The sequence below is a fragment of the Pseudomonas sp. GD03842 genome, assembly GCF_029841165.1.
In the GTDB taxonomy this organism is placed as follows: Bacteria; Pseudomonadota; Gammaproteobacteria; order Pseudomonadales; family Pseudomonadaceae; genus Aquipseudomonas.
Genome location: NZ_JAOCEA010000033.1, coordinates 1 through 6,475, shown reverse-complemented (window position 1 = coordinate 6,475; position 6,475 = coordinate 1). Strand labels below are relative to the sequence as shown.

The window sequence follows — 6,475 nt, the reverse complement described above, 5'->3', positions numbered from 1 at the left end:
CGAGGCGCTGGTCATTGTGCGTGACAGCCCGAGCGGCAAACGCCTGCTGGGTTATGTCGGTGGCGATGTCGACGGCAGCGGCCTCAACGAAGACAGCCTCAAGCAACAACTGGGCGGCACGTTGCCGGAATACATGGTGCCTGCGCACATCATCGTCATGGCGCGCCTGCCACAACTGCCCAACGGCAAACTGGACCGCAACGCGTTGCCTGATCCGCACGTCGGCCATCAGACGTTCGAAGCGCCGCAAGGTGAGCGCGAAGCGCAGTTGGCCCAGGTCTGGCAGCAGCTGCTGGGCATCCAAGGCGTCAGCCGTCGCGACAGCTTTTTCGAGCTGGGCGGCGATTCGATTCAGTCGTTGGCCGTGATCACCCGCTTGCGTCAGGTCGGCCTGAAACTGCTGCCCAAGGACGTCTTCAGCCACCCTCGGCTGAAGGACCTCGCGTTGCGCCTGACCGAGGTCGAGGCCAGTGCAGAAGTGATCGAAGACACGCCTCGCGGCGCGGTGGCGCTGACCCCGATTCAGGCGCATTTCTTCGACCAGCCGATGGCAAACCGTGCGCACTTCAACCAGGCGTTGTTGCTGGAAGTGCAGCGCCCGGTCGAGGCGCCGCTTCTGGCACGGGCGCTGGACGCTGTATTGCGTCATCACGACGGTCTGAACCTGAGCTTCCGCTTCCGAGGCGAGCAGGGTTGGGAGCAGGTCTATCGCGAAACACCCGCGCCCGATGCCCTATGGGTTCGCGAAGTCGCTGATGACCCTGCGCTGACTGACCTCTGCGAGCAGGCTCAACGCAGCCTCGATCTGGAAAACGGCCCGCTGCTGCGAGTGGTGCTGGCGCAGATGGCTGGCAATCAGCGCCAGCGCCTGTTGCTGGTGGCGCATCACTTGGTGGTGGACGGTGTCTCCTGGCGCGTCTTGCTGCAAGACCTGTCCCGCGCCTACACGCAGCTGGCGTCGGAGACTCTGGTGAACCTGGGGCCGAAATCCAGCAGCTATCAACGTTGGGCAGAACATTGGGTGCAGGCGACGCAGGCCCCTGAACGAGAAGCCGAAGCGTCGCAGTGGCTGACGCTGATCGGGCAAGAAGCGGGCACCTGGCCGGTGGACAACGCGCAGGGCCGCGCGACCCAGCAGGACCTGGACCAGTGCGAGCTGCTGCTGGACGCCGACCTGACCCATCGCCTGCTGCGTGAAGCCCCTGCCGCCCTGAATGCCCGTATGGATGAAATCTTGCTGGCGGCGCTGGCTCAGGCCCTCAGTGGCTGGACGGGTCAGGCCAACAACCTGGTGGCGCTGGAAGGTCATGGCCGCGAGGCGTTGGCTGAAGGTCTGGACGTTGGCCGCACCGTGGGCTGGTTCACCAGCCTGTTCCCGGTGCGGGTCGAGGCAGCGAGCGACATCCATCAGACCGTCGAGCAGGTGCGCGCCGTGGTGCGTGGCTTGCCCGACAAGGGCGTCGGTTTCGGTCTGCTGCGTTACCTGGGCCATGAGCGGGTGCGCGAGCAACTGGCTGCGCTGCCAGAGCCGAAAGTGGTGTTCAACTACCTCGGTCAGTTCGATCAGGATCTGGGGGATGGGCGTTTCGCGCCGTCGAAGGTGCCTGCGGGTGCGCTGGTGGATCCGTCCACCCCACTCAACCGCGAACTGGAAATCAACGGCCAGATCTTCGGCGGGCAATTGGGCCTGACCTTTCGTTACAGCGGCCAGCGCTACCAGCGCTCGACCATCGAACGCCTGCAAGCGGCCTACCGCGCCGCGTTGATCGAGCTGCTGGAGAGCCTGCCGTCGGCCCGGTCCACAACGGTGACACCGTCGGTCTCTGGTCGACGGGGGGCGCCGAATCCATTGATTCGCCTGAGCACAGGCGCCAGCGACAAACCGACAGTGTTCTGCGTGCACCCGGTCAGCGGAACGGTGGTGGGTTACTACGCCCTTGCGCGCCGGTTATCGACGCAGTGGGACCTGTGGGGCATTCAGAACCGTCAGGTGCTGGACGGTCAGTGGCGCGACACGTCCATCGAGCAGATGGCCCGAGACTACGTCAAGGCGCTGCTGGAGCACCAAACCGCGGGGACGTACCGCCTGATCGGCTGGTCCATGGGCGGCACCCTGGTGCTGGAAATGGCCCGTTTGCTGACCCGTCTGGGCAAGCGTGTGGCGTTCGTCGGCCTGATCGACGGCTACGTGCCGGGTGCCGGTCAGCCCCGTCCTCCGGTGCCGGACAACGCGCCGGGACCTCAGCCCGATGCAGATTCAGAAGAAGGCGACGAGCACTGGCAACAGTTGCTGGGCGTCGAGCGGCACATGCGCCAATTGGCCAATCAATACCGGGACATCCCCACCCTCAGCGTGCCGGTGTACGCCTGGTGGGCGGAGCGGTCCCCGGAAAATAACGAAAACGCACCGGCTCTACTGGAGCAGGGCACGGGTGGGCGCTTGCAGGTTTCGGCCTGGATCGATGCCGACCACCTCTCGATCGTCCGTGATCAGCTGTTCATCACTCAACTTGCCGAGGCCCTCGCGCAAGTCAACGAATGCCCTCAGTCAGAAGATTTCCAGGAGCAGGAATATGCATAGCCCCCATAACGTGACGTCGATTACCGAGCTCAACCCGGAAGCCGCGCTGGCCAACGCCCACTACCGGTTCACGCCGACGCCGCGGCTGGAGCGGCAGGCGTCCGTGGAGTCCAACGCACGCAGTTACCCGCGGCGCATTCCGCTGGAGCTCAAGCGGGCCCAGGGCATTCATGTGCAGGACAGCGAGGGACGCTGGTTCATCGATTGCCTGGCAGGGGCCGGCACCCTGGCGCTAGGGCATAACCACCCCGAAGTGGTGCAGTCGATGCGCAGCTTGCTCGACGGACAGCGCCCTTTGCACACGCTGGACCTGATGACCGAAGCGAAGGACGCGTTCATCGATGAATTGTTCGCGCTGTTGCCGCCCGAGTTCGCCAGGGACGCGCGGATTCAGTTCTGTGGCCCGGCGGGCACCGATGCGGTGGAAGCGGCATTGAAACTGGTGCGCACCGCCACCGGGCGCAGCAACCTCATGGCCTTCCATGGGGCCTACCACGGCATGACCCAAGGTGCGCTGGGCCTGATGGGAAATCTGGGGCCCAAAAGCTACCTGGACGGACTGGCCTCCAACGCCCAGTTTTTGCCGTTCCCGTATGACTACCGTTGCCCGTTCGGGGTCGGTGGCGAAGCGGGCGAGCGCATCGGCCTGCATTACATCGAGAACCAGCTCACCGACCCGGAAAGCGGCGTGTTGCCACCGGCCGGCATGATTCTGGAAACGCTGCAGGGGGAGGGTGGGGTCGTCCCCGCCTCGGCGCACTGGTTGCGTGAAATCCGCCGCATCACTCGCGAGGCCGGCGTGCCGCTTATCCTCGACGAAATCCAGTGCGGCGTTGCGCGTACGGGTAAGCCGTTCGCCTTCCAGCACGCCGGTATCGTGCCGGATGTGCTGGTGCTGTCCAAGGCCATTGGCGGTAGCCAGCCCATGGCGGTGGTGGTCTACAACAAAGCGTTGGACCTCTGGAAACCGGGCTCCCACGCCGGCACTTTCCGCGGCAACCAATTGGCGATGGCGGCCGGTGCCACCACGCTGCGTATCGTCCGCGAACAGCAGTTGGACCAGCACGCCGCTGCCATGGGCGAGCGCCTGAGTGGCCACTTGCGCGCCTTGCAGCGGGACTGCCCGCACATGGGCGATGTGCGTGGCATGGGGCTGATGCTCGGTGTGGAAATGGTCGATCCCGAAGGGCGCCCGGATGCCTTGGGTCGCTTTCCACAGAACGGTGAACTGGCCTCGCGCATTCAACGCCAATGCCTGCAACGCGGCCTGATCATCGAGGTCGGCGGGCGTCACTCCAGCGTCATCCGCTTCCTCCCTCCGCTCATCGTGACGGCGGCACAGATCGACCAGATCGCCGAGATATTCGGCGCTGCGGTGGGCGCAGCGATCAACCAGCACTAACCCATTCGCGGGGCCGTTTACGGCCATTCGGAGTCAGCCATGGATGGCACTTTGCTGTTATTCAGAATACCAATGGTAATGAGAAATATTCTCTGTTACATTTTCACGCTTTTTGACAAAAGTGGTCACTTTCGGGGGCTGGGGCCCCATGTTTTTCAAGGGAGGGGGAGTTCGGATGGTCAGCAACAATATGGCTCAATTCAAGGTGAAAGCCTTGGCAGCGCTGGTTGCAACGGTGGCTTGCCATGGCACCGCCTGGGCAGCGGATGCTCCGGCGCAACCGGCCAAGGGCGCCGCAATCCAACTGCAGAATTCGGTGGTGTCCGGCGAAGCGCCGGTGGCGGAAACCGACATCGGCTACCAGGCCAAGAACAGCACAGCGGGCACCAAGACCAGCACACCGTTGGCGGAAACGCCTCGCTCGGTATCCGTGGTGACACACCAGCGGATGCAGGACCAGGCGTCGCAAACCCTGACTGACGTGCTTGGCTATGTCCCAGGCATCTTCGCGCCGCCTTTTGCGGTCGGTGACGGCATCGCCGGTGACCTGTTTTCGATTCGCGGCTTCAACGCCACTGACTATGGCTACGGCCTGCTCAAAGACGGCTTGCGTCTGCAGGGCAACCGCTACGACACCACCACCGAACCCTATGGCCTGGAGCGCACCGAAGTGTTCCGTGGCCCGAGCTCGATCCTGTACGGCGAAAACGCACCGGGAGGGCTGGTCAACCTGGTCAGCAAGCGCCCCACTGAAACCGCGCAGGGCGAGGCCAAGTTCACCTACGGCAGCAACAACCGCCGCCAACTGGGGCTGGACGTCTCCGGGCCGCTGACCGACGACAACCGCATTCTCGGTCGCGTGGTGATGCTCGGCCGCAACGCCGACACCCAGGTCGACAGCGTGCCGGACGACCGCCTCTACATCGCGCCGTCGATGACCTTCAACTTCGACGAAGACACCTCGCTGACCCTGCTGTCTTCCTACCAGCGTGACCGCACCAAGTTTCTGTTGGGCTATCCGGCGGCGGGGACACTGTTGAACAACCCGAACGGCAAGATCGGCAAGAGCCAGTTCAACGGCAATCCGAACTGGGACGACTTCGAGCGTGAAACCTGGACCCTGGGCTACGAGTTCAGCCATCAGTTGAACGAAAACTGGCAGTTCCGTCAGAACTCGCGTTACATGGAGTCGCGGCTGGATCGCCATGAGACCTGGCCGAACAACCTGAACAATGGCGGCTTCGGCAGCAACCTGACCGCCACCTACTACGACCGCGACAACAAATCCATCGCCTACTCGGTGGACAACCAGTTCGAAGGTCACTTCACCTCCGGTGCGCTGGACAACACCGTGCTGTTGGGCGCCAGCTATGACCGCACCTCGTTCAACCAGGACTGGGCAGCAGGCTTCAGCGGCACGTACAACGTGTTCAACCCGGTCTTCCCGGCGGCGAAACCGACCACGCCGTTCACGGTTCAGAACTCGCAGCTCGACCAACAGATGTACGGCCTCTACAGCCAGTTGCAGAGCAAGTACGAGAACTGGGTCTTCCTGCTGGGCGGTCGTCAGGACTTCGTCAACAGCAAGTACCGCAACCGCGCGGGCACCACCAGTGGCGTGGCCGACCTGGACGGCTGGGACCATCGCTTCAGCTGGCAGACCGGCCTGATGTATCAATTCGAGAACGGTATCTCGCCATACGTCAGCTACTCGACGGCGTTCACCCCGGTGCAGCAGTCTTCCCAACCGAACGGCGATCTGCTTGATCCGATCCTCAGCCATCAGTATGAGGCGGGCGTGAAGATCGAGCCGCAAGGTTGGAACACCACCTTCACTGCCGCGGTGTTCGAGCTGACCAAGACCCACGACGTCGTGGCCGGGGCCAATGGCTTCAGTCAGCAGGTGGGGGAAAGCAAGTCCAAGGGTATCGAGCTGGAAGCCAACAGCGACATCACCCGCAACCTCAGTCTGACCGCTTCGTACACCTATACCGATGCACGGGTAACCAAAGACGCCCCGGGCTCGCTGTTCGAAGACCACCAGTTGACTGGCATTCCGCGTAACCAGGCGTCGGGCTGGGCGACGTACCGCTTCCTTGACGGCCCACTGAGCGGCTTCCGTCTGGGCGGTGGGGTGCGGTACTTCGACAATACGTTCGCGTATACGTCGCCCACGTTGTACGGCAAGTTGAAGACCGGCGACGTGACGTTGGTTGATGCGTTGGTCGGTTATGACTTCGACAAGCATTGGTCGGTGGACGTGAATGCGAAGAACCTGTTCGACAAGGAGTATGTCAGCGGGTGCAATAACGCGGGTCGTTGCTATTGGGGCGAAGAGCGCACGGTGCTGGGTACGGTGGCGTTCCGCTGGTAAGCGGTGGGTGTTATGGATGAGCCCTCGGTTTCGGGACCCGTATGGCCTGGTTATGGGCGCGGCTGAGATCGGGGACAGATCCATTGGCGCGTGGGCTGTGAGTTGGGTTTCGCCCCTC

Annotated in this window: 3 protein-coding genes; all 3 read left to right on the top strand. The window is 63.3% G+C overall.

Going from position 1 to position 6,475, the window contains the following annotated elements; translation table 11 throughout:
- A partial coding sequence (locus tag N5D61_RS26330) for a condensation domain-containing protein (RefSeq protein ID WP_279894753.1) occupies positions 1–2,581 on the top strand: 2,581 nt, incomplete at its 5' end.
- A complete protein-coding gene (locus N5D61_RS26325; RefSeq protein ID WP_108240620.1) occupies positions 2,574–3,983 on the top strand; it encodes an aspartate aminotransferase family protein in 1,410 nt (469 codons plus the stop codon). The genes N5D61_RS26330 and N5D61_RS26325, both read left to right, overlap by 8 nt.
- A 175-nt stretch (positions 3,984–4,158) precedes the next feature.
- Positions 4,159–6,357 (top strand): TonB-dependent siderophore receptor, encoded by a 2,199-nt coding sequence (locus N5D61_RS26320; protein ID WP_279894752.1) that lies wholly within the window; start codon positions 4,159–4,161, stop codon positions 6,355–6,357.
- Positions 6,358–6,475: the final 118 nt, after the last annotated feature.

Coding starts and splice junctions, on each gene's coding strand:
- N5D61_RS26320 (WP_279894752.1), top strand. CDS start 4,159: ATGGTCAGCAACAATATGGCTCAATTCAAGGTGAAAGCCTTGGCAGCG.
- N5D61_RS26325 (WP_108240620.1), top strand. CDS start 2,574: ATGCATAGCCCCCATAACGTGACGTCGATTACCGAGCTCAACCCGGAA.